Raw genomic sequence first — 22,244 nt, 5'->3', positions numbered from 1 at the left:
GCCGGGTGCTCCGCGGGCGATTCCCTGGATGGTGAGCATGGACGGCTTCGGGGAGATCCCTGAGACCGAGCGTTCGACGTTACTGATCTACGACCGGTCTCCGCGTGCCGCGCGATGGTTCGCCCGGGCCTGCGCGGTGATGGCGGTGCTCGTCACCGCGCCGCTCGCGCCGGCCCTCCCGGCGCGGGCCGAGAGCCGGGACCGGCCCGGCGTGCAGGAGGAGGAGCCCGTCCCGGGCACCTCGGTCCCCGTGCTGGCCAAGCGCGAGGACCCCGCGGCCGGCGAGGCGCTCAAGCAGCCGCCGGCGGTGGCCTGGCCGCGCGCGGGCGCGGTGGAGCTGGAGCCCGGCGGGCCGGAGAAGACGGCGGGCGGCTCGCTCGGCGTCCGCCTGGACAAGGCGCCGGGCCGGGTCCGGCTGGAGGTCCTGGACCGGGCCCCCGGCCAGCAGGTTCAGGCTTCCGCGCGGGCAGGGGCTCAGGGCACGGGAGGGGCTGAGACCCCGGCGTCGGAGCTGGTGCTGCGGGTGTCGCCGGGGAAGGGCGTCGCCGCGCGCGGCGGCAAGGCGCGGGTGCGCCTGGACTACTCCGGGTTCCGCCACGCCTTCGGCGGCGACTACGCCGCCCGGTTACGCCTGGTCGAGCTGCCCGGCTGCGCCGAGGACTGCGCGACGCCGGAACCGGTACCGGCCGAGAACGACGTGCGCACCGCGACGCTCACGGCCGACGTGGACCTGAGCACCACCAGGTTGTACGCGCTGACCAGCACCGCGGCGGGCCCGTCCGGCGACTACAGGGCGACGTCGCTGGCACCGTCGGCGAAGTGGAGCGTGGGCCCGCAGTCGGGCGACTTCTCCTGGAGCTACCCGATGCGGGTCCCGCCGGCGATCGGCGGCGACGAGCCGGCCGTGAACCTGAACTACTCCTCCCAGAGCGTGGACGGCCGCACCTCGGCCACCAACAACCAGGCCTCCTGGGCGGGCGAGGGCTTCGACCTGACCCCGGGCGGCTACATCGAACGCCGATACAAGGCGTGCACGGCCGACGGCAGGAAGACCGGCGACCTGTGCTGGGACCACGACAACGCCACTCTGGTCCTGAACGGCTCCGCCGTGGAGCTGGTCAAGGGCGCCAATGGCTGGCGGCTCAAGCGTGACGACGGCACCAGGATCGAGCAGCTGACCGGCGCCGCCAACGGCGACGACGACGGCGAGCACTGGCGGGTCACCGGCACCGACGGCACCCAGTACGTGTTCGGCCTGAACCGGCTGCCCGGCTGGAGCTCCGGCAAGCCCGAGACCCGCTCCGCCTGGACCGCGCCGGTGTTCGGCAACGAGGCCGGAGAGCCCTGCCACAACAGCGTGGCCGAGAACGCCTGGTGCCAGCAGGCCTGGCGGTGGAACCTGGACAGCTCCACCGACCGGCACGGCAACACGATCACCTACTGGTACGAGACCGAGCAGAACCACTACGGCCGCGGCGAGCACCCCGAGTGGGGCACCCCGTACGTCCGCGGCGGCCACCTGGCCAGGATCGACTACGGCTACCGCTCCGGCGAGCTGTTCACCGGGCAGCCGGCCGCCCGCGTGGTGTTCACCGTGGCCGAGCGCTGCCTGCCCAGCGGGACCATCACCTGCGACCCGGCACAGCTGACCAAGGACACCGCGGCCCACTGGCCCGACGTGCCGTTCGACCGCAACTGCGCGGCCGGCGAGCAGTGCAAGGACAGGACCTCGCCCACGTTCTGGACGCGCAAGCGGCTGGCCAAGGTGACCACGCAGATCCGGTCGGGGAACGCGTACCAGGACGTCGACTCCTGGACGCTGAACCACTCCTTCCCCGCCTCCGGCGACGGCCTCAGCCCGGCGCTGTGGCTGAAGGGCATCCGGCACGCCGGGCACGTCGGCGGCACCGTCCAGCTTCCCGAGGTGACCTTCGCCGGTGTGCAGCTGGACAACCGGGTGGACGGCGACGAGGGCCGCGCCCCGCTGATCAAGTGGCGGGTCCAGTCCGTCTACAGCGAGGCCGGCGCCGAGCTGCGCGTCAACTACGCGCCCGAGGAGTGCACCCCGGCGAACCTGCCCGCGCCCGACCGCAACCCGATGCGCTGCTTCCCGCAGCGGTGGGCGCCGGAGAACGAGCAGGAGGTGCTCGACTGGTTCCACAAGCATGTCGTCGCGCAGACGGTGGAGATCGACCGCACCGCCCGCTCGCCCTGGCTGGTCACGGACTACGAGTACGCCGGCGGCGCCGCGTGGCGCTACGCCGAGAACATCCTGACCAGGCCGGAGCAGCGCACCTGGTCCGACTGGCGCGGCTTCGGCAAGGTACGGGTACGCCAGGGCGACGGCCAGGACGGCAGGCGCACGCTCACCGAGCACGTGTACTACCGCGGCATGCACGGCGACCGGCTCGCCGCGGGCGGCACCAAGAGCGTCCAGGTGATCGACTCGGAGGGCGGCGCCCGCGACGACCTGGACCAGTACGCCGGGTTCGAGCGGGAGACCGTCGTGCACGACGGCGACGGCGGCAGGATCCTCACGGCCACCGCGCACGAGCCGTGGTCGCGGCAGACCGCCTCCTCGACGTTCGAGGGCGTCACCAAGGCGGCGCACCTGGTGCGTGCCGGGGCCACGACGGTGCGCACGCTCACGGCCGACGGCTCGTGGCGGCGCACGTCCGAGGAGCGCGCGTACGACGAGCACGGTCTCGTCACCCAGGTCGACGACCACGGTGACCTGGCCGATCCGGGCGACGACACGTGCACCCGCTACACCCGCGCCAGGGACACCGCCACCTGGATGATCGACTTCGTCAGCCGTACGGAGACCGTGGCCAGGCCGTGCTCGGTGACGCCGCAGCGGCCCGCGGACGTGCTGGCGGACGACCGTACGCACTACGACGGGCGGGCCTTCGGCGAGCCGCCGGTCAGGGGCGACGTCACCAGGACCGAGGAGCTCGCCGAGTACGCCGGCGGCGCCCCCCGCTACGTGACCGAGGAGGTCCAGACCTACGACGCCTACGGCCGCGTCACCTCCGAGACCGACGCGGCGGGCGCGAAGGAGACCACGGCGTACACGCCGGCCTCCGGCGCGTACGCGACCGAGGTCAAGGAGACCAACGCGCTCGGCCACACCAAGGTCGGCCACCTGCACCCCGCGTGGGGCGAGCCGGTGGCCGAGGTGGACCAGAACGGCCGCCGCATCGACCTGGCCTACGACCCGATCGGCCGGCTCACCAAGGTCTGGCAGCACGACCGCGACCGGGCCGCCGGCCAGTCGCCCAGCACCGAGTACGCCTACCTGGTCCGCACCGACGGCCCCAACGTCGTCACCACGAGAACCCTGTCGGCCGAGGGCGCCTACATCACCAGCCACGAGCTGTACGACGGCCTGATGCGCAAGCGACAGACCCAGGAGCCGGCCATCGGCGGCGGCCGGGTGCTCACCGACACCTTCCACAACTCGATCGGCGAGGTCGCCAAGACCAACTCCGGCTACTACAGCACCGGCGAGCCGTCGACCGACCTGCTGGCCGTGTCGGACGACGACGTGACCGGCCAGGTCGTCAGCACCTACGACGGCGCGGGCGAGCTGGTCAGGCAGGCCTTCCTGGTCAAGGGCGCGGAGAAGTGGGCGTCCACGGCTCTGCGGCAGGGCGACCGGGTGAGCGTCACCCAGCCGCAGGGCGGCGGCGCGACCACCCACGTCGGCGACGCCGAGGACCGGGTGATCGAGCTGCGCCAGTACAAGGGCCCCACGCCGACCGGCGCCTACGACGCCACGAAGTACACCTACGACCAGGCCGGCCGCCTGTCGACGGTGACCGATCCGGCGGGGAACGTCTGGCGCTACCACTACGACCTGCGCGGCCGGGTGATCAAGACGGAGGACCCGGACAAGGGCGTCACCACGACCGTCTACGACGACCTCGACGAGGTGATCTCCACCACGGACGCCCGCGGCAGGACGCTCCACCACGTCTACGACGCGATCGGCCGCAAGCTCGCCACCCACGAGGGCTCGGCCTCCGGGCCGAAGCTGGCCGAATGGCGTTACGACACCCTCGCCAGGGGACACCTGGCCGGGACCGTGCGGTACGCGGGCGGGCAGGCGTACACCGCGCAGATCAACGCCATCGACCGGGACTACCGCACGCTGCGGCAGACGATCACCATCCCCGCCTCCGAGGGCAGGCTCGCCGGCTCGTACGTCTTCAGCACCCGCTACACGGCCGACGACCAGATCCAGTCGATCACGTTCCCCGAGGCGGGCGGCCTGCCGGCCGAGACCGTCACCTACGCCTACGACGGGCTGCGGCAGCCGGTCCAGGTCACGGGCCTGGACTCGTACGTCACCGACGCCCGCTACAGCAAGCTCGGCGAGACCCTGCAGTACGAGCTCAGCACCGGCACCCGCAAGACCTGGCTGACCTTCACGCGCGAGGAGGGCACCCGCCGGCTGGTCGGCTCCCGGCTGGACCGGGACCTCGCGCCCGGCGCCGACCTGGACCTGCGCTACGCCTACGACCCCGCGGGCAACGTCACGAAGATCGCCGACAGGGACGCCGACACGCAGTGCTTCACCTACGACCACCTGCGCCGGCTGACCTCGGCGTGGACCGCCACCGACGACTGCGCCTCGCGGTCGCCGCGGGCGGAGGTGATCGGCGGCGTGGCGCCGTACGCGACCAGCTACGAGTACGACGCCGTCGGCAACAGGACGAAGGAGACCCAGCACGCCTTCGCCGGGCGCGGCGAGGTGACCAGCGCGTACTCCTACGCGGGCCCGCACACGCTGGCCTCCGTCACCCCGACGGCCGGCACGCCCTCCGCCTACTCCTACGACGCGGCCGGCAACACCGTCACCAGGCGGGTCGGCGGCTCCGAGCAGCAGCTCGCCTGGGACGCCGAAGGCAACCTGGAGTCCGTCACCCAGGACGGCAGGACCACCTCGTACGTGTACGACGCCGAGGGCGAGCGGCTGCTGAGCAAGGGCCCCGACGCGACCGTCCTGTCCATCGACGACCTGGAGCTGCGGCTCGACCGCGCCAGGGACGTGGTGGAGGGCAGCCGCTACTACACCGTCAACGGCGAGGCCGTGGCCATGCGCGACTCCGCCGGCAAGGTGTTCTTCTTCGGCAGCGACCACCACGGCACCGCCAACGCCGCCGTGGACGCTGCCACCGGCGAGCTGGCCGTCCGCCGCCAGACCCCGTTCGGCGCCGATCGCGGGGCCAGGCCGGCCTGGTGGCCGGGCCGGCGCGGCTTCGTCGGCGGCACCGTCGAGGCGAGCACCGGCCTCGTCCAGCTCGGCGCACGCGAGTACGACCCGGCCACGGGCCGGTTCGTGTCCGTGGACCCGGTGATCGACGTCTCCGATCCGCAGCAGCTGCACGGGTACGCCTACGCCGGCAACAACCCGGTGTCGATGAGCGACCCCGACGGGCAGCTCTGGTGGTTCCTGGCCGTCGCCGCCGTCCGCATCGCCATCCAGTTCGCCGCCAGGCGGGCCGCGATGGCGGCGGCCGCGCGGGCGGCAGCGGCGGCGGCGCGGCGCGCGGCCCTCGCGGCGGCGGCCAGGCGGGCTGCCGCCGAGGCGGCCAGGAGGCGCGCGATCGAGCTCGCCAGGCGCCGGGCCATGGAGATCGCCAGGCGGCGGGCGGCCCAGCTCGCGGCGCGCCGGGCGGCGGAGAAGGCCAGGCGGGCGGCCGAGGCGGCGGCCCGCAGGCGTGCCGCGGCGGCGGCGCGCGCGGCCCGGGCCCGCGCGGCCAGGGCCAGGCAGGCGCAGCGGGCGCTGCAGGCGATGCGCCGGCAGCAGCAGAAGCGCTGGGCCAAGCGGGAGGCGTGGACGAAGCGGTCCACCCCGAACCACCGGCCCACCAACCGCAACGCCTACCACCGCCAGTCCCCGCCCAAGACACAGCGCACGCCCGTCTCCGGCACTCAGCGGCGCTACGACTGGAACAAGATCCACGAGCAGGTCTTCCCCGGGTCGACCAGGGAGCGCTACGCGTTCTCCACGGAGCCGGAGACGCCGGCCGTCATGTTCAAGCAGCACGACCCGCCCGGCGGGCCCACCATCAAGTACGACGGACGCGGTGGCAAGGCGGCCGCCGTACTCAAGATCGGTGAGCTCCTCGTACGGCTGCTGAGGCCGGCGGAATGACCGGCCGCCGTGGCCCCTCCGGGCGAGGGGTCACGGTGAGGGCCTGACCAGACCGCGGTCGTAGGCGTACGCGACCACGTGGGCGCGGCTGGACAGGCCCAGCTTGGCCATCACCCGGTTCAGGTGCGTCTTGACGGTCGCCTCGCTGATCCACAGGTACGCGGCGATGTCCTCGTTGGACAGCGCCCGTGCCACCAGCGCGATCACCTCGGCCTCACGCCTGGTCAGCACGCCCGGGCCGGGTGCCTCGTCGAGCGGGCTCTCCGTCAGCGCCTCCACCACGGCCCGGGCCAGCACGACGTCGCCCGCCGCCACCGCCCGGATCGCCGACAGCACCCGGGCGGGCGGGGTGTCCCGCGGCAGCAGCCCCGCCGCCCCCGCCCGCAGCACCGCGCGGGCGTAGCCGCCGATCTCCTCCCGTTCCCCCAGGACCAGGACCTTGGGCTCGCCTCCGGCCAGGACCCTGGTGGCCGCGACGGCGCCGGGCGCCCGCGCGTACAGCAGGGCGACCTCGGCGCGGATGCCCGCCGCCTCCTCGGCGGTCGCCGCCTCTCCGGCGACCTCCAGGCCCCGCGCGCCCCGGATGAGCGCCGCCACGCGCGCCCGCCCGAGCTCCTGGTCGCCGGCCACCACCACCGTGATCGTCTCCCTGTGGGCCGGCGGGCAGCACGGGATCGCGGCCCGCTCCCGCCCCCACGGAGCGGCACGACGCCTGGACGGGGATGCTGCGGTCATCGGGGCTCCTCGAACGGGGAAATCTGCCCCTTACTACCGGATGCCCTTTTCGTTTTCTTGGTGTGCCCGGCCTGCGGTTCGGCGGCCGCTCACCGGTGTGCCCGGGTGACCGTGGAAACACCGGCGGAGGCGTTTTGACAGCACCGATCCTGTGGCCATGATGGAGGAGCACATTCGGCTCAGGAGCTGATCGACGTGTACGGAGACAGCAGGGCGCAGACCGGTACGGACGCTGACGAATGGCCCGCCAGGCTCAACGTCGGGCTCTTCCTGGAGTCAGGCTGGCGCCCCACTGCCTTCCGCCAGTTCATCCTCAAGCTCCACAGCCGCTGCAACCTCGCCTGCGACTACTGCTACGTCTACGAGATGGCCGACCAGAGCTGGCGCCGCCAGCCGCGCAGCATGACGCGGGCGACCGTCGACGGCGTGGCGGCCCGCATCGCCGAGCACGCCGAGACCCACCAGCTGAAGAGCGTGGAGATCACCCTGCACGGCGGCGAGCCGCTGCTGGCCGGCATGCCGCACCTCCGCTACGCGGTCAACGCCCTGCGGTCGGCTCTCGGTGAGAGGACGACGGCGACCGTCCAGGTGCAGACCAACGGTGTCCTGCTCGACGAGCCGTTCCTGGACCTGCTGTCGGACCTCAACGTGTACGTCGGCGTCAGCCTCGACGGCGACGCCGAGGCGCACGACCGCCATCGCCTCCGTCCCGACGGGCGTGGCAGCCACGGCAAGGTGACCGCGGGGCTGGAACGCCTGACCTCCCCGCCCTACCGTCACCTGTTCAGCGGCCTGCTGTGCGCGCTCGACCTGGCCAACGATCCGGTGAAGACCTACGAGGCGCTGCTGGAGCACGATCCGCCGACGATCGACTTCCTGCTGCCGCACGGGAACTGGGACTCCCCTCCGCCCGGCTGGTCGCCGACGGCCTCCCCCTACGGCGACTGGCTCGTCGCCGTCTTCGAGCGCTGGCGGTCGGCCCGGCCCCGCGAGACCCGGGTCCGGCTGTTCAACGAGATCATCCGGCAGCTCTGCGGCAGCCCTTCCAGGAGCGAGTCGATCGGGCTGGCCCCCGTGGCGGTGGTGGTCGTCGAGACCGACGGCGGCATCGAGCAGATCGACACTCTTAAATCCGCGTACGACGGGGCGACCAGGACACCCCTGCACGTCCTGCGGAACTCCTTCGACGAGGCGCTGTTCGAGCCGGCCATCGTGGCCCGGCAGATCGGCCGTGACGCGCTGTCGGAGACGTGCCTCTCCTGCGACCTCGCGGGGATCTGCGGCGGCGGCCTCTACCCGCATCGGTACCGCAGCGGCAGCGGCTTCCGCAATCCGTCCGTCTACAGCCGCGACCTGTACCGGCTGATCACGCACATCCGGAGCGCGCTCCGTGAAGAGCTGGCCGCACCGGCGTCGCGCCCGTCACCCGCCGAGGCGTGAGGCCGGCGCCGGCCGTCACACCGGCGGAGGGTCGAAGTCGAGGTCGAGATGGCGGCCCTCCTCGGCCGCCAGGGCGTCGGGATGCTCCATGCCGCGCGTCTCGCGGTAGTTGCGCAGCGTCTCCTCGCGCAGGGCCTCCGCTTCTTCCCTGTGCCCCGCCTTGGCGAGGTCGGCCGCGAGGTTCGCGGCACAGGCCATGGTCGTCGGGTGTTGCTCCCCCACCAGCGGGCGCAGCCGCCGGTGGGCGTCCCTGCCCAGCTCGCAGGCCGCCTGGTAGTCGCCGAGGGCGGCCAGGTCGCTGGCGAGGTTGACGGCGACGGTCAGCACGTAGTGGTGCCCGTCGCCGAGCTTGGCCTTCAGCCCGTCGATGACGCGCTCGTTCAGCTCCCGCGCGCCCTTCAGGTCGCCGCGGACCCGCAGCAGGACCGCCACGTTACTGGCACAGCCGAAATAGTACGGATGGTCCGCCCCGTACAGCTTCGGATACCGCACCATGGCGTCCTGGGCCAGCTTGTACGCTTCCTCGATCTTGTCGTTGACCCGGAACGCGTTGGCCAGGCACAGGGCGGCGGCCAGCGTGCCCGGGTGCTCGATCCCGAAGTTGCGCACGTAGCGCGCGTGCACGTCGTACGCGAGTTCGAGGGCGTCGGGCGCCTCTCCCATCCGGAGCCGGGCGATGGCGAGGTCCTTCTGCACGAGCAGGATGCGGGGGTGATCGGCGTCCAGTTGCTCCTGACCGTAGGCCAGCGCCTCCTCGCCGATGTCGCAGGCCTCCACGTAGTCACCGCACAGCCTGGTCATGCGGCTCAGGCCGGCCCACAGGTTCAGCACGGTGCCTCTGCTCACGACCGACTCGGTGAGCTGGGCCGTCGTGAAGGCCTCTTCGAGCAGCTTCCTGGCGCTTCGGTAGTCGCTGTTGAGCCCGTGGTCGAGCGCCAGGCTGTTGACCGCCATGAGCGTGCGGGCGTGGTTGGGGCCGAACACCTCTCTGTGCAGCTCGACCGATTCGGCGTCGTGCTCGCGCGCCTTCCGGAACAGGCCGCGTCCGCGCAGGTCGGCGCCGATGCCGTTGCGCAGGACCAGGGTGTCGCGGTGCTCGCCGCCCGCCACCTCTCGCATCGCGGCGAGCGTGGTCATGTCGAGCTCGTAGGCCTCGTCGTACCTGCCCAGGAACCGGAGCAGGTCGCCCTGGACCCGCTTCGCGCGCAGCACGCTCATGTCCCGCGGGCCCGAGTCGGCGGTCCACCGTTCCACGAACCTCTCGACATGGGTGCGCGCGACGTCGTAGTTGCCCGAGGCCATCAGGTAGTCGAGGATCTGCAGGGCGAACTCCCGCACGTCGGCCCGCTCGCTGTCGGCCAGCCGGGTCGGTGCGACATGGGCCAGCAGGGCGTCGAACCGCGGCCAGTTCGCGGGGTTCGCGCTGCCGCCGGGCGCCGCTCCGGCGAGCAGGGAGTGCACCTCCGCCCGGATCTCGTCCTGGGTGGCGGGTGGCAGGGCGTCGCGCAGCAGCGCCTGGATGAGCCGGTGCACCTGGATGGTGCGCTCGCCGGTCACCGTGCGTTCGCCGGACTCGGCCTCGATGCGGACCAGTGCGTACTTGCCCAGCCTCTTGATCGCCCGGCTCAGCCGCAGCGGGTCGGCGACCAGCTCGGCGATGACGGGGCGCACGGGCCCCTTGACCGGGCGGAAAACACCTCTGGGGATGGGCTCGGGCCCGAAGAAGGCGCAGCAGCGCAGCAGCTCCATGGCCTCGGGCAGCTGCTCCTTGAGCTTGTTGACCGACAGCTCCCACGCCGCGGACATCGAGCGCGGGTACTCGCTGGGCTTGCCCTCGTCCAGCAGGCTCGCGGTGCGCTCGTTGAGCAGCTGAAGGTACTCCTCCGCGGACATGCCCGTCTCGGTCTGCAGCGCGGCCGACTGCTCCAGCGCCAGCGGCAGGTCCCCGAGCGCCTCCGCGAGCCGGTCCGCCGCGTCGTCGGCGAGCGACCGGCGCATGCGCCTGCGGAGGAACTCCACGCTCTCCTCGCGGGTGAACACGTCGACGGCGACCGTGTCGGCGTTGTTCGCCCAGTCGTGGTTGCGCGAGGTGATGAGCACGTGCCCCGGACCGGGAGGGATGTTCGGGAGAAGGTCCTGCGGCTCGTCGGCGTTGTCGAAGATCAGCAGCCAGCGGCTGTACGGCTCCCCGCTGCGCAGCTTGTCGAGCACCGCCTCGGCGGCGTCCTCGCTGCTGGTCATGGTGGATCCCGGCACGCCGAGCTTCGGCGCGAGCTGCGCGAGGTTCGACCGCACGAGGCCCGGCTGGTCGGCGGGGATCCACCAGACGAGGTCGTAGTCCTGGTGGTAGCGGTAGGCGTACTCGATGGCCATCTGCGTCTTCCCGACGCCTCCCAGGCCGTGGAGGGCGCTCGGGCCCTGCAGTCCGTGCGCCACCACCGCGGTGACCCTGTCGAGGATGCCGCCGCGGAGCTTGTCCAGCAGCTCTTCGCGGCCGGTGAAGTTCCGGTTCCGCGGTGGCACCTTCCAGACCGGAGGGAACCCGCCCGTGGTTCTCCGCGTAGCCGACTGCGGTGCATCCGTCACGCGTTTCGCCTCCCATCCGGAGTACCAGCAAGGGATTACCGCACTGGCGACAGGGGCAAGATGGTGATGCCGATATTATGATGAATAGCGTACAGGTCAACACTTGCCGACGATTACGGTCAGCGCCACCGACCCTTTCTGGTTAGTTCCTTCAAATTCGGGCCGGCGAACGTCAGTGCCTCCGAGACGAGCATGAGGAGATGTCCATGGCAACATCGCAAGCCGATGTCATCGAGCTGTCCGACCTTGACAGGCTCGGCGACTCCCCCATCGCTCTGACCGTGCGGGAGATGCTGGTGGAGCCCCGCCAGTCGGAGGACGTCAGGTTGTTCGACAACCGCACTCCGCCGCCCGCCCCAGGAAATTGGTAGAAACCGGCTTTTAACGCCCTTAGGTGAATAATTTCGTCTATTCATCAGAGGTCTAACCATAGGGCCACATCAGCACCCCCAACCGTAGACGACTCATCCTTCGCTGTGGTGTAGGTCTTGTGTGACCGTAGGGTGGTTCAACTATTCGGATGCCGTGAAAGTGCTCGGCGGCGACGGGAAACTCATCAAGGCGATCGATCGCCTGGTCGGAGGGCTGCTGCACACCGCTACAGGCCCGGCCGGCGAGCTCGTGGTCAGCCTGTTCGACGTGCAGGGAGAGCTGTCCCGCTTGAGCGGGCAGCTCGGCTCCGCGTTGCACGAGCGTTTCCTGGGGCTCGGCAGATACCAGCGCACCCAGCGCATCGCCGCCGCCCACGCGGTCATCGTCGTCACCGCGTTCTTCGACACCGTCCGGCAGGGCGAAGCGCACCTCGGCCCCGGCAGGCTGCGGATGCTCAGGTCGGAGCAGGCGATCATCGCCGGCGCCCGGGACGTCACCGGCACCAGGCTCGGTGACCTGGTCGAGCAGCTCCTGCACGTCAAGCTCCCCTGCCCGGGCCCGACCCAGCCGTACGAGCAGGTCGAGCAGGCCCTGGACGACTACTACCGGCTGCTGTCGCAACGGCTGCTGGCCTTCCTGCGCGGTCTGCGCCTGTGGGAGTCCATGACCGAGTCCCAGCGCGAGCACGCCGAACGCTGGCTGACCGACGCCGTACCCGCCGAGGCACGCCACCGGTACGACGAGCTCTTCCACCGCCTGGCCACGGAGGTGCCCGAGATCGCGTACTGGTCGGCCCGCGTCGACCACCAGGCCACCCGCGCCGTCATCGGGTCGCTCGACACCGGTCTGCGCGACCTGCGCCGCCTGCTCGAATCGGTCGCGTCGGGAGCCGTGCCCACCGGCATCCGCGACGCGCTCTCCCAGCACTACCGGATGGCGTTGAACCAGCCCATCATCTCCAACGCCGACCTGCCGGACGAGATGACCATGCCCTCGCTCGACCAGGCGTACATCAGCCCGTGCTTCCGGCGGGCGATCATGACCAGCTCGGCGAAGCCGTCCGAATGGAGCTGGTGGCGGAACTGCCCCCTGGAGAACGACCTGCACACGTTCCTCTTCGGCTATCTCACGCACCCGAGCGCCACGCAGCTCCCGCTGCTGGTGCTCGGGCAGCCCGGCGCGGGCAAGTCCGTCCTGACCAAGATCCTGGCGGCCAGGCTGCCGCCCGAGCAGTTCGCGGTCGTCCGCGTCCCGCTCCGGGAGGCGCCGGCCGAGCAGGACCTGCAGATGCAGATCGAGCACGCCGTCCGGCAGGCCACCGGCGACAGCGTGCGCTGGCCCGCGCTGTACGCCGGAGCCGCCAACCTCGTCGGCGTCGTCATCCTGGACGGCTTCGACGAACTCCTCCAGGTGACGGGCGTGAGCAGCTCCAACTACCTGGAGAAGGTGGCGCGCTTCCAGGAGCGCGAGGCGGCCCAGGGAAGGCCCACCGCGGTCATCGTGACCAGCCGTACGGTGGTGGCCCACCGCGCCCGCCTGCCGCGGGAGACCGTGGTGATCCACCTGGATCCGTTCAACGAGACCCAGATCGAGCGGTGGCTGGACATGTGGAACCGGCTGAACGCCGAGTACTTCGCCGGCCATTCCCTCTCCCCGCTGGAGATGCCCGTGGTCGCGCGGCTCGGCGAGCTCGCCTGCCAGCCGCTCCTGCTGCTGATGCTCGCCCTCTACGACATGGACGGAAATCCCCTGCGCCACGAGATGGGCAGGCTGGACCGGGCGCAGCTCTACGAGAGGCTGCTCGTCAGGTTCGCCCGCAGGGAGGTCCGCAAGTCCGGCGAGGCGCTGTCGGAGCAGGCGTTGGAGCGTTCCGTCGAGCGGGAGCTGTTACGGCTGTCGGTCGTGGCGTTCGCGATGTTCAATCGCTACAGCCAGTGGGCGACCGAGGAGGAGCTCGCGGGCGACCTTCTCCACCTGCTCTCCGAGCAGACCACCCAGCCCGACGAGTTCGAGACCCCGCTGAACGCCGCCGAGCTCATCGTCGGACGGTTCTTCTTCGTCCACGAGTCGCAGGCCGTGCAGGAGGACAGGAAGCGGAAGGCCTACGAGTTCCTGCACTCCACGTTCGGCGAGTATCTCGTGGCCCGCCTCACCACCCACGAGGTCGAGGACCTCGTGGCCGCGGCGGAGCTGCACACGGGGCACGCCCGGCGCAACCGGCCGAACGACGACTTCCTGCACGCGCTGCTCTCCCACAGCCCGCTGTCGTCACGGGAGTCGGTGCTGGAGTTCCTGCAGGACCTGATCCACGGGCTCGATCCCGGGTTGCGGGACAAGCTCAAGCGGACCCTGCTCGCCCTGTTCCACGACGCGCTGCACTACCGCAGCTCCTCGGCCTACGGCGCGTACCTGCCGGCACGGGTCCGCGGGCTGCGCACCGCGCCCATGCAGTTCGCCACGTACAGCCTCAACCTGTTCCTCCTGCTGACGCTCGCGGGCGGCGAGGTCACCGGCGCCGAGCTGTTCCCCGAACCGGCGGCCACGGCGGGCACGCCGACCTCCGTGGTGAGCAGGTGGCGGAGCATGGCCCGCCTCTGGCGGTCCCAGATCGCCTACAACGCGTGGATGAACCTCGTCCGGAACGTGGAGGTCCAGCGGCGCTGGCGGGACGGGGAACGCGACCTGTCCATCCACTGGGCCGGGAGCAGGGGATCCAGCCCGCCCACGTTCGACCTCTACTGGACGTTCGAGATGGGGCCGGATCACGAGGCCCGCGGGCAGTCCTCATGGATGCACGAGGAGTTCCTGGCGGCGGCCCGCTACTTCTACTTCCTCTGCGGTTACGAGGAGGAGCTGCTGATCCATGCCGTCGCGCCGCTCGCGGCGGACCTCAGCCGATCGCTCATGACCGTGGCCGGCTACTGGCCGGATCAGGCGATGTCCCCCGCCAACGCCCTGCTCCGCCTGTGGTTGCTCTCCAGCCGAGGCGCCGAGCCGACCGAACTGGCCGGCGCCTACGCCGACTGCGTGCTGCTGAGCCAGGCGTTCGCCCCGTACGCCGAGAAGGACGCCACCGGCTTCCTCGACATCGTCCTGGGGCATCTCAGGCTGGACGCTCCCCGGCTCCGCGGCGTGCTCACCCTTCGCGACCTGCGGCTCGGCAAGGACAAGCCCGAGATGGCGGCGAAGATCCGGTCGGTGCTGGCGGAGCTCGGTCTGGTGTGAGCCGGCGCGCGGCTAACACTGGGAGCGATCGGAGACGACCCGCACCTCCTTCCCGGTGGTCAGGTCGATTATGGTGATCTCGGTGACGTTGGGGTTGGCCAGGAGCTCGAAACACTCCGTGGGCTTCCACACGCTCGTCGAGCGCACCTCCGCTCCGAGAATCACTCGAACGTCGCCCGAGGCGTTTCTGGCATAGGCGAGCGACACCCGCTTCCACAGGGCGTCCACCTGGTCCTTGATGGCGTCCCACGGCACCTCGGCCGGGTCCCAGTCCATGTCTCTGCTGCCCCAGGTCGCCTGCGGAATTCCGCGGCTGTCCATGAGCCTTTCGAGCGTGGTGCCGCCCATTCCCTTCGCGATCTCGGCGGCCTTGTCAGGCCCGGCGTACACGTACGCGTCTCCTTCCGGGCTGCGGCCGGACCAGAAGAAGGCGGTGCCGCTGGGGGCGGTGTAGTTGCCGGCGGAATGCAGGCTGGCCTCCACCGCCCGGACGTGCGCGAGGACCAGTTGTTCCTTGCTCCTGATGAGGCCGATCTGGATTTCCGAGACGGCGTCCGAGCCCGTCCTGGCGGCCGTGTAGGCGTTCTTGAGCGCCTGGAAGGTGAGGGCGTATCGCTGCATTCCCTCGAACGCGGGGTCCAGGGTGCTGTTGATGCAGTTCTCGTAAGACTGGCTGTCTTGCGGATATATGTCGCAGAAAGCGGAATTGATATAGGCCCGGGTGGCCAGATCCTCAGGATTTCCGATGACGTTCTCTATACAGTTGCTGTAGAAGCCGCCCTCTTCTAAGCCGTACAGATCCTCCAGCTTGGCGTAATCGTCCCTGGTGTACTCGTGACCGCATTTGGCGATTTCCACGCCAGCGGCATATTCGTAGGCCTCGTAGGCCTCGTTGGCCGCTGCGACAGCCGCCTCGGCGTCGAGGCCGGCCTCGTTGACCGACCTGTAGGCGCTCTGGGCGGCCGCGGAGGCCCTGTTGGCGGCGTCCACGGCGATCTCGTAGGAGGCGATCGCCCAGGTGGCATCCACGGACGCCTCGGCGGCCTTCTGGTTGGCCTTCGCCGCCATCTGCGCCGCCTCGGCCGCCTTCTGCGCCGCCCGCTTGGCCTGCGCCTTCACCTCGGCCATGTTCTCGCGCGCGGCCTCGGTCGCCTTGGCGGCCTCCGCCGCGGACCGGCGCGCCGCGGCTGCGGCGTCCCTGGCGCGGTCGGCCTCGCTCGTGGCGTTGGCGGTCTCCTGGGCCGCCAGCGCGGCGGCCGCCTTCGCCTGGCCGAGCAGGTCTTCCAGCGTCGCGGTCTCGTCGTCCCGCGCCGAGGCCACCGCCCAGCCGTGGACGAGGAACGCCTCCAGCGCCTCCGGCGTACCGGCGCCCAGCGCCTTCTGGCCCGCGGCGCGCACCTGCGGGCCACCGGTGGCCATGGCCTGGTTGATCCGTAGCCGCTGGTCGGTGTTCCACTACGCCTGCCGGCCCGACTCCAGGAACTCCCGCAGCGCCTGGGTGTCCCCTGAGTCCAGTACGGCCTGCGCCGCCTGCTTGACCTGTTCGCCGCCGGCGCTCATCAGCTGGTTCACCGGCACCCGCACGTCGATGTCCGACGGGCCCTGCCATCCGCTCTGCAGGAACGTGGCGATCGCGCTCTGATCACCTGCCGCGTCGGCGTCCAGGGCGGCCTGAGCCTTGGCCCGTAGCGCGGGACCACCGTTGCCGATGACGCTCGCGAGGCTGTCCCGCTCGTCGAGACGCTGCGCCTGGCGCCATCCTCCGGCCAGGAACGCGCTGACCTGCTCGTCCGAGCCCAGCAGCGCCGCCTCGGCCGCTGATCGAACCTGCGGGCCGCCCTTCTGCCAGGCCGCCACCACGTGGGAGCGATCGGCGGCGACCGGCTGCTCCGCATGTGCGGGCGTCACCCGCAGCAGGCCGGCCAGCAGAGTCAGGACCACGAGGGCCGCGATCCTCGCCTGCCGGCGCACCGCGCCTGGGCGCGTTCGTCCCTTCGTGACCGGTGTCCACGCACGCATTTGCAGCCGCCGTCACCGCTCGAGCCTTCGCACACGGGGAGCGCTGAAGAGGTGAAACCGATCACCGTCCATTCAGCACTGCTGAGTGTCACACGCTGCTCGAATGCCCGGCAATCCCAGAAATGGGCGGATATACCGGCCGCATACCGGGCGTCTCTAGCCTCGCTTCGGGCCCGTGGATGGAACGGGTCGGGGCAGTCACCGGAGGTTTGTGATCATGAGTTCTCCACCGCGCTGGGCGACGCTGGGCGTCGTCGCGGCGATGGCAGCGTCCTTATCCGTAGCCGTCGGGCCGGCGCCGGCCGGCGCGTCCGCGATCTCGCCTCCGTCGCTGGTGGACGACGGCGTCCACCCGTACCCCGGTGCGGCGGAGATCCTGGCGGCTCAGAACGTCAGGCTGATCTCCGGCGACGGCCACATCCTGCTGGCCGACTGCGCCACGCCGGCACAGGGTGACCTCGGCCTGCTGAAGATCTGGACCACCGACGAGGCCATCGGCTCCGACGGGATCGGCCGGGTCTGCTTCAAGGTGACCGCCTCCGCCGGCGTGCTGAACCTCGAGGTCCCGGGCGTGTTCGAGATCCGCGGCGACGGCCAGCGGGAGGGCACCGGTCACCAGGTGACCGCGCGGCTGCGCAGCGACGACGGCGAACAGCTCACCGTCGACGTGGATCCGGACGGCAGCACCCAGGTGGGCCTGGGCGCCGACCCGAACGCGTCGCCGACCATGCTGCTGCAACTCCGTGCCGGCACCGGCCCCGCGCCGGGCACTGGCGAGCACCCGGCCGTCGGCAAGCTGGCCACCACCGGCCGCGAGTGCACCGCGACGCTGGTCGCACCGCGCTGGGCGCTCGGCGCCGCGAGCTGCCTGGCCACCGATCCGAACCAGCCCCAGCTGGCCGAGGGACCGCCTGCCGGCGCGACCTACGTCGCGTTCCCGGGAAAGGCCGCCGCCAAGGTCGACTGGCTGAGCCCGCGTCCCGGCCGCGACGTGGTGCTCGCCCGACTCGCTGCCCCGGTCGAAGGGATCACCCCGATCCCGCTGGCCGCCACCGCTCCCACCGGTGCCGAGCTGACCGCCGTCGGCCACAGCCGCACCGTGACGGCCACCGACTGGACCACCGACCGGCAGCAGAGCACGCAGGTCACCTTCACCGCCGCCACCCCGACGACGCTGACCGCCGCGACCGCCCCGCTCGTGTGCAGCGGGATGGCCGGCGCGCCCGTACTCAACGGCGGCAAGCTCGCCGCCGTGCTCAGCCAGGCGGGCCAGGCAGGCTGCCCCGGCACCGCCGGGAACGGCACCGCCCTCACCGCCGCCCGCGCCGACGATCTCTCGACCTGGGTCAGCGCCATCACCACCAGCACGGCGGCCCACACCTGGTCCCTGGCCGACCTGCCCGCCACAGCCGCTCCGGGCAGCGCCGTCGGCACCACCGCCGACAGCGCCTTCACCGGAACCGGCCTCCCGCTGACCGCCACCGCCGGCGCGACCTGGAGGACCGGCGACACCTTCAGCCCGGCCGTCGAGCTCAACGGCACCACCGGAACCCTCTCTGCCGGCGGCCCCGCCGTCGGCACCGATGCCGACTTCAGCCTCAGCGCCTGGGCCAAGCCCGCCGCCGGCGGTACCGTCCTGTCCCAGGACGGCGTCAACACCGCCGGCTTCAAACTCTGGGCCGAGAACGGATCCTGGCGCTTCGCCATGAGCCGGTCCGACGTGGCCAGTCCCGTCTGGGACACCGCCACCGCGCCCGCGGGCAGCGCCCCGGCAGGCGTCTGGTCACAGGTCGCCGTGACCTACAAGGCCGCCACCGGCGTCGCGATCCTCTGGGTCAACGGACGGAACGTCGCCAGCGTGCGGCACACGGTGAAGTGGAAGGCGACCGGCGCACTGCGCGCGGGCGCGCACAAGACCGGCGCCACCAGCCTCGGCGGCCACTTCAAGGGTGTCCTGTCCACTCTCCAGACCTGGAACGGGCTCTCGCGCACGCCCGCGCCGAACGATCACGACTTCGACGGGGACGGCAGGAACGATGTCATCATCACCGACGCGGCCGGTGACCTGTGGATGTACCCGAGCCAGGGCGGCTCGGGACTGAACACCGTCAGCGGCGCCAACCGGGTGAAGATCGGCACCGGGTGGGGCTCGCTGAAGTGGATCGTCACCGACTGGGACGCCGACGGCCTGGCCGACGTCGTCATGAAGGACTCCGGCGGCGATCTGTGGATGTATCCCAACCAGAACGGACGGCTGGTGTCCGGCGCCAGGAAGCTGGTCGGCACCGGCTGGGCCAACTACGTCCACGCCGCGGGGAACGCCAACAGCAGGCCGGACGCCGATCTGTTCGGCGTCAACAACAGCAACGGCGCGCTGTACTACTACCCCGACGGGGGCGGCAAGACGCCGATCGGCAACAGCGGCTGGACCGGCTACCGCGTCTTCCCCGCCGACTTCAACGGCGACGACCGCGCCGATGTCATGGCGATCGACACCTCGGGCGAGCTCTGGTTCTACGCGAACACCAGCCAGAACGGGGTCACGCTGGCCGGCCGTACCCAGTCCGGCACCGGCTGGAGCACCTACAAGCTCGCCGCCATGGATCTGAGCGGCGACGGCAAGACCGACCTGGTCGCCCTCGACGGCAGCCGTAATCTGTGGGTCTATCCCGGCCTGGGCAACGGCCGCTTCGGCAGCCGCTCGCAGATCGGAACCGGCTGGACGGTCAACGCCATCGGCTGACACACGGGATTCGGCGGGCTGGACGTCGGCGTACGGCCCGCCGAATCTTCCTTGGATCTAGAAATTCCTATCCCAGCCGGCGATGGCGGCGTCACCTGGAGGCTAGGTGGCCTCGGCCGTCCAGGACCTTGCGGATGCCCGTCATGGCCGATGACCTCGCCAGATCGTGGACGGGCTCTCCCCGCCGAACGGCTCCCGGCCGCGCCGCCGCACGTCACTACGGGTGATCGCCTCAGCACGCTAAAGGATCTCTTCCTGTCAGGGCTCCCGATCAAGGCCCTCTCGCCCCTCATAGATACATACGCCCTCGACAAGCGGGCCCGGCAGTGTCTCAGGCGAGACCGAGGAGAGATGATCATGAACTCCGACTCGGTGATCGCGGTGGTGGCCGACCTGGTCGCCATCGGTTACGCGATCGCCTACGCAGGGCGCGGCATCATCGACTGGGCCCGAGCCAGGCGTTCTCGGGACGGCGCCGTGGCGGCCCGTCGCACCCCGGATCCAGCCCTGGTCGAAACCGGCGCGAAGGCCCACCACGATGCCTGACGACGACCGGGCCTTCTCGTATCACGACCAGCTCACCGGCACCACCTCGGACCACCCGGCCACCACGCTGCGCAGCCAGTTCCTGAAGCTGTTCGACGGCGAACATCGCAAGGTGGTGGGCGCGGTGATGCGCTGCGGCGCCTCGCTGCCGGAGGCGGAGGACGCCGCCCAGGAAGCCTTCATGGCGCTGTGGAAGCAGATGAAGAAGCAACAGGATGGCACCGAACGCATCAGCAAGGTGCCGGAGTGGTTGCGGACGGTGGCGGTCAAGGCTTACTGGCGGTCGTTGCAGCCGGCGATCACGGCCGTGGCCGAAGTACCCGCGCCCCACGCCGCCGTGGACGATCACCAGGACCTGGCCGCCCGCACGATCGACGTCATGACGGCCCTGCGGGAGCTCGATCCCGACACCCGCATGATCCTCGCCCTGTCCATGGAGGGCTTCACCGCCGTAGAACTGGCCGCTCAGCTGGAGCACCTGAGCGCACAACAGATACGCGACAAGCGGAAGCGGGGCCGCCGGCATCTGGCCCGCCGGCTGGGCCTCACGTCCAGAAGGAGGGCCGACTGATGCTCCCCCCTGAGCCTCCGCCCGGCGCCGACGGCGATCAGGCCGATGCCCGGTCTCTCGACGCCGACACCGAGCGCGCCCTGGACGATCTGCTCCAGGCCGTCCACCATGACATTCAGCTCTACGCCGACCGGAACGCCGACCCCACCGCCACGCTGATCGCGATCATGGCCGCGGACGAGGCCGGCACGCCCCACGACGAAGCCCGCTTGCTGGATCACCTGGACCTGCTGCGCCAGCGCATCGAGGCCACCATCACCACAGCGGTCACCGCACCGGCAGCACTGCTCGCCCGCTGGGAACAGCGCACCACCCGCCACGCCCAGCACTACATGAGCGCGGCTCCGCTGACCTTGCTCGGCGAGGTCACCTCCGACCTGGAGGCCATCCAGCACCGGTGCGGTCCAGGTCCGTGGCCGGACCGGCATCGGCGCCTGTGCCGCATCACCGCCAAGCTCACCGGTCTGACCGGCATGCTGCTGATCAACCTGGGTCATCAGGATCCCGCCAGCGCCTTCTTCACCACGGCCCGCGCCGCCGCCGACCGCGCCGCCGATCCCGCGCTGCAGGCCTGGGCGACCGTTCGTCAGGCGCTGGTCTCGCACTACTACGGCGATCCGCGCGAAACCCGCGAGCTCGCCCTGACCGCGACCGCGCTGGCCGGCGACCGCCGCTGCGCGGCCACCGCGATGGCCCCGGTCACCGAGGCCCGGGCGCTCGCCCGCACGGCTCAGCACGCCGAGGCGGTCGCCGCGATCCGCAGCGCGCTGGCCCGCGGCCAGGAGCTGCTCGCCGAAACCGACCAGTCCGAGCAGAACGACCCGGTCTTCGGCTACACGCGCCGCCAGATGTTGTTCCACTCCGGTGAGGCCATGGCGGAGCTGGGGCTGTTCGAGGAGGCCGACGACTACCTGAACCGGGCCCTGGAGCTGTACTTGCCGAGCGAACGGCTGGATCGCACCCTGATCCAGCTGGACCGGGCCTACTGCCAGGCCGCCAGCGGCGAAACCGAGCAAGCCGTCAACCTGACCCTGCAAACCGCCGAGAGCCTGCCCGCGGACTACCGCACGCGCATCATCCGCCGCCGCGCCCACCACCTGGAGCAGGTCATCGGCTCCCACAACCCCGAGGCCCCGGTCCTGCGCGCCTTCCAGCACGCCCTCGCCCAACTGTGACAGCCGATCGTCGTGCTGATCGGCAACGGCCGCGGCGGCGAGCCCCATCAGGAGCCGCGGGGGTCGGGGAACCCGACCCAGCGCAGCAGGACCATCCGGGCGTCGGCGGGCGCGGCGTCGCGGTCGACGCTGAAGCGGTGCACCAGCTTGAGGTACTCCTCGTGGAACTCCTTGAGCTGCGCCTTGGTCATGAAGGTGCCGGCGCGGGAGCTCTGCTGCCAGTCGCTCTCCTCGTCCCTGTTGCGGGCGAAGGCCGACAGCAGCCGCAGGTCTTCGGCGAGTTTGGAGTCGCCGAGCCGCTCGGCGAGGTCCTGGTCGGCATCGGTCAGGCTCTCGCGGGCAGGCGTGCGCCGGTCGGCCTTGACGACGTCCCACCAGCGTTCCCGCCCCTTGGCGCGCTCGCGCAGCTCGGTCACGAACCCCGTGTCGGACAACATGCGCAGGTGGTAGCTGGTGGTCCCGGTGTTCTGGCCCATGGCCCTGGCCAGCGTGGTGGAGGTGGCCGGTCCGTGGTTGGCGAGGTGCCTGAGGATCTCTCGCCGCAGGGGGCTGGCCAGTGCCTTCATCGCCGCCGGGGTGTGCATGACCGGTTCGGTGGACATCTGGCCAGCTTAGACGTACTGAGGCCGTTGTGCAGCAAAAATTCTGCAGAGAAAAACTTGCAGAAAA

General features: G+C 71.1%; 13 protein-coding genes. 8 read left to right on the top strand and 5 right to left on the bottom strand.

Annotation, left to right across the window (positions count from 1 at the left end):
* Positions 1 to 37: 37 nt before the first annotated feature.
* Positions 38 to 6,163, top strand: coding sequence for an RHS repeat-associated core domain-containing protein (locus HD593_RS03080; protein ID WP_185100617.1), 6,126 nt, complete (start codon positions 38 to 40; stop codon positions 6,161 to 6,163).
* Positions 6,164 to 6,193: 30 nt separating this feature from the next.
* On the opposite strand, the gene HD593_RS03075 is transcribed toward HD593_RS03080, so the two are convergent.
* The gene (locus HD593_RS03075) at positions 6,194 to 6,898 is read right to left on the bottom strand and encodes a response regulator transcription factor (protein WP_185100616.1); all 705 of its coding nucleotides are present in this window, start codon (positions 6,896 to 6,898) and stop codon (positions 6,194 to 6,196) included.
* A gap of 195 nt (positions 6,899 to 7,093) precedes the next feature.
* Here HD593_RS03075 and HD593_RS03070 point away from each other — a divergent pair, with 195 nt between their 5' ends.
* Positions 7,094 to 8,338, top strand: a complete 1,245-nt coding sequence (locus HD593_RS03070; protein WP_312903324.1) for an FxsB family cyclophane-forming radical SAM/SPASM peptide maturase — start codon at positions 7,094 to 7,096, stop codon at positions 8,336 to 8,338.
* A gap of 15 nt (positions 8,339 to 8,353) precedes the next feature.
* On the opposite strand, the gene fxsT is transcribed toward HD593_RS03070, so the two are convergent.
* Positions 8,354 to 10,861 (bottom strand): FxSxx-COOH system tetratricopeptide repeat protein, encoded by a 2,508-nt coding sequence (gene fxsT, locus HD593_RS03065; RefSeq protein ID WP_312903323.1) that lies wholly within the window; start codon positions 10,859 to 10,861, stop codon positions 8,354 to 8,356.
* Between the two features lie 269 nt (positions 10,862 to 11,130).
* On the opposite strand from fxsT, the gene HD593_RS03060 reads away from it, so the two are divergent.
* Both HD593_RS03060 and HD593_RS03055 read left to right on the top strand, forming a co-directional pair.
* Positions 11,131 to 11,295, top strand: coding sequence for a hypothetical protein (locus HD593_RS03060; RefSeq protein ID WP_185100614.1), 165 nt, complete (start codon positions 11,131 to 11,133; stop codon positions 11,293 to 11,295).
* 121 nt (positions 11,296 to 11,416) lie between these two features.
* The gene (locus HD593_RS03055; RefSeq protein WP_379478769.1) at positions 11,417 to 14,521 is read left to right on the top strand and encodes an NACHT domain-containing protein; all 3,105 of its coding nucleotides are present in this window, start codon (positions 11,417 to 11,419) and stop codon (positions 14,519 to 14,521) included.
* A 12-nt stretch (positions 14,522 to 14,533) separates the two neighbouring features.
* Here the strand turns inward: HD593_RS03055 and HD593_RS03050 are convergent, their stop codons facing one another.
* Complete coding sequence (locus tag HD593_RS03050) at positions 14,534 to 15,952, bottom strand: hypothetical protein (protein ID WP_312904427.1); 1,419 nt, start codon at positions 15,950 to 15,952, stop codon at positions 14,534 to 14,536.
* A 24-nt stretch (positions 15,953 to 15,976) separates the two neighbouring features.
* Positions 15,977 to 16,462 (bottom strand): ALF repeat-containing protein, encoded by a 486-nt coding sequence (locus HD593_RS03045; protein ID WP_185100611.1) that lies wholly within the window; start codon positions 16,460 to 16,462, stop codon positions 15,977 to 15,979.
* Positions 16,463 to 16,757: 295 nt separating this feature from the next.
* On the opposite strand from HD593_RS03045, the gene HD593_RS03040 reads away from it, so the two are divergent.
* From HD593_RS03040 to HD593_RS03025, 4 genes are all read left to right on the top strand, one after another.
* Complete coding sequence (locus tag HD593_RS03040) at positions 16,758 to 19,283, top strand: FG-GAP-like repeat-containing protein (RefSeq protein WP_185100610.1); 2,526 nt, start codon at positions 16,758 to 16,760, stop codon at positions 19,281 to 19,283.
* Between the two features lie 357 nt (positions 19,284 to 19,640).
* Positions 19,641 to 19,829, top strand: a complete 189-nt coding sequence (locus HD593_RS03035) for a hypothetical protein (RefSeq protein WP_185100609.1) — start codon at positions 19,641 to 19,643, stop codon at positions 19,827 to 19,829.
* Positions 19,822 to 20,400, top strand: coding sequence for a sigma-70 family RNA polymerase sigma factor (locus HD593_RS03030; protein WP_185100608.1), 579 nt, complete (start codon positions 19,822 to 19,824; stop codon positions 20,398 to 20,400). The genes HD593_RS03035 and HD593_RS03030 overlap by 8 nt, the downstream gene beginning before the upstream one ends.
* Positions 20,400 to 21,575, top strand: a complete 1,176-nt coding sequence (locus tag HD593_RS03025; RefSeq protein ID WP_185100607.1) for an NsdA family TPR-like regulatory protein — start codon at positions 20,400 to 20,402, stop codon at positions 21,573 to 21,575. Before HD593_RS03030 ends, HD593_RS03025 begins: the two co-directional genes overlap by 1 nt.
* 47 nt (positions 21,576 to 21,622) lie before the next feature.
* Here the strand turns inward: HD593_RS03025 and HD593_RS03020 are convergent, their stop codons facing one another.
* A complete protein-coding gene (locus tag HD593_RS03020; RefSeq protein WP_221524588.1) occupies positions 21,623 to 22,177 on the bottom strand; it encodes an ArsR/SmtB family transcription factor in 555 nt (184 codons plus the stop codon).
* Between the last annotated feature and the right edge of the window lie 67 nt (positions 22,178 to 22,244).

Origin of the sequence: Nonomuraea rubra (genome assembly GCF_014207985.1) — a bacterium.
In the GTDB taxonomy this organism is placed as follows: domain Bacteria; phylum Actinomycetota; class Actinomycetes; order Streptosporangiales; family Streptosporangiaceae; genus Nonomuraea; species Nonomuraea rubra.
Note: the sequence above shows the minus strand (reverse complement) of the source record. Positions and strands in the feature narration are given on the sequence as shown.